1 pseudogene is annotated in these 412 nt (G+C 45.4%); it reads left to right on the top strand.

The features are described 5' to 3' along the window. Positions 1-89 precede the first annotated feature (89 nt). Positions 90-412 (top strand): annotated as a pseudogene (locus KNP71_RS15780) (transposase); the annotation flags it as partial.

The following is a 412-nucleotide window of genomic DNA, read 5'->3' on the forward strand; positions in this document are numbered from 1 at the left end:
CATCGGATGAGAAACCGGAAATCATTGTTTTCGGCAGAAGTGTAAAAGGCAAACGAGCAAAAAGTGTCAAAATCAACTTGACGTCTACAACCTGGAAGGAAATCATAGGGGCTCATGACGTCTCTAGGCACATCCTCCAGGTGTGGAAAGTGAAATTCGATACCGGGTGGGATCGACGCCTTGAAGCAATCGAGGACATGGAAGCCCTACACCAAGGAACAGAAGATTGCGACCGTCCGTGACTATCTCGGTGGTCTCACTAAACTGGAGACCTTCTCCAAATATCAAATCAGTCACTGGTCTGTTCTTCACAGGTGGATCAAGAAGTATACTAGTCATAGCGAGTTAACAGATTCGAGAAAAGGGATGGGTCTAGCTATGACAAAAGGAAGAAAAACTACATTTGAAGAGC

The sequence above is a fragment of the Exiguobacterium sp. s56 genome (assembly GCF_018618255.1).
Lineage (GTDB): Bacteria > Bacillota > Bacilli > Exiguobacteriales > Exiguobacteriaceae > Exiguobacterium > Exiguobacterium chiriqhucha.